The sequence below is a fragment of the Streptomyces griseorubiginosus genome (assembly GCF_017614965.1).
In the GTDB taxonomy this organism is placed as follows: Bacteria; Actinomycetota; Actinomycetes; order Streptomycetales; family Streptomycetaceae; genus Streptomyces; species Streptomyces griseorubiginosus_B.
Genome location: NZ_WVUG01000639.1, coordinates 1 through 1,469 on the forward strand (window position 1 = coordinate 1; position 1,469 = coordinate 1,469).

The 1,469-nt window shown below is 75.2% G+C and carries 1 protein-coding gene; it reads right to left on the reverse strand.

Features of this window, described 5'->3' with window-relative positions:
* Window positions 1–13 precede the first annotated feature (13 nt).
* The coding region (gene malQ, locus GRC12_RS44405) for a 4-alpha-glucanotransferase (protein ID WP_208786089.1) at window positions 14–1,469 on the reverse strand (1,456 nt) is incomplete at its 5' end.

Consider the following 1,469-nt stretch of genomic DNA (forward strand, 5'->3'; position numbering starts at 1 on the left):
CCCGCGCCCCGGTCTACCCGGTCCGCAGGACGTCGAACAGGGCGTGCAGTCGCGCCGAGCCGGCCAGCTCCTCCAGGGTCACCGGCCTGCCCCGCGCGTCCGCGATCGGCAGCCGCCAGTTCGGGTACTGGTCCCAGGTGCCCGGCAGGTTCTGCGGACGCCGGTCGCCGACCGTGTCCGGGAGCCAGACGCCGACAAGCCGGGACGGGGTGCGCAGCAGGAAGCGGTGAACGGCCTGGATCTCGGCCTCCTCCTCGGAGGCGCCGTGTCCGCCGCCCGTGCCGTGCAGCAGCCCGAGCCGGGTGAGCACGGCCAGCCACTCCCCCGTGTCGGCCGCGGCCTCGGCCCGTTCCTCCGCGAGGGGGCGGGTCAGCAGGCCGAGCCGGTCACGGAGTTCGACGTGTTCGCCGGTGAGACGGGCCGCGGTGGAAGGCAGGTCGTGAGTGGTGGCGGTGGCGAGACAGTCGGCGCGCCAGTCCTCGGGGGGCAGCGGGCGGCCGTCGCCCTCCCAGTCCCGTTCGAACCACAGCACCGAGGTGCCGAGCACCCCACGCTCGCGCAGCTTCTCCCGCACCCCGGGTTCCACGGTGCCCAGGTCCTCGCCGATGACGACGGACCCGGCACGCGAGGCCTCCAGCACCAGCACGGCGAGCATGGCCTCGGCGTCGTAGCGGACGTACGTGCCCTCCGTGGGCGGATGCCCCTGCGGCACCCACCAGAGCCGGAACAGACCCATGACATGGTCGATGCGCAGGGCGCCGGCGTACCGGAACAGGGCCCGGAGCAGGCGGCGGTACGGCTCGTAGCCCGACTCGGCCAGACGGTCCGGGCGCCACGGCGGCAGCCCCCAGTCCTGGCCGCGCGCGTTGAAGGCGTCCGGCGGGGCGCCCACCGACATCCCGGCGGCGAAGTACTCCTGCTGCGCCCAGGCGTCGGCGCCCTCGGGGTGCACGCCGACCGCCAGGTCGTGGACGACGCCCACCGCCATCCCGGCCTCGCGCGCGATGCGCTGGGCGGCCGTGAGCTGGCTGTCGGTGAGCCAGGCCAGACGGCAGTGGAAGTCCACCCGGTCCATCAACTCGCCGCGGGCGCGGGCGGTCTCGGCCGAGCGGGGATCGCGCAGACCGGCCGGCCAGCTCCGCCAGTCCGGGCCGTGCACCTCGGCGAGGGCGTACCAGGTGGCGTGGTCCTCCAGCGCCTCGCCCTCCCGGGCGAGGAAGTCGGCGTAGGCGGCGCGCCGGCCCGGGCCGAGCGGTACCTCGCGGACCAGTTCCAGCGCCTCCCGTTTGAGCTCCCACACCGCGTCCCGGTCGATCAGCGCGTCCTTCTCCAGGACGGAGGCGCGCAGCCGGTCGGCCCGCTCCAGGAGCGTCCGCAGCTTCTCGCGCTCGGTGACGTACGCGTACTCGGGCACGTCCTCGACGCGCAGGTGCACCGGGTCGGGGAAGCGGCGGGAGGAGGGGCGGTAG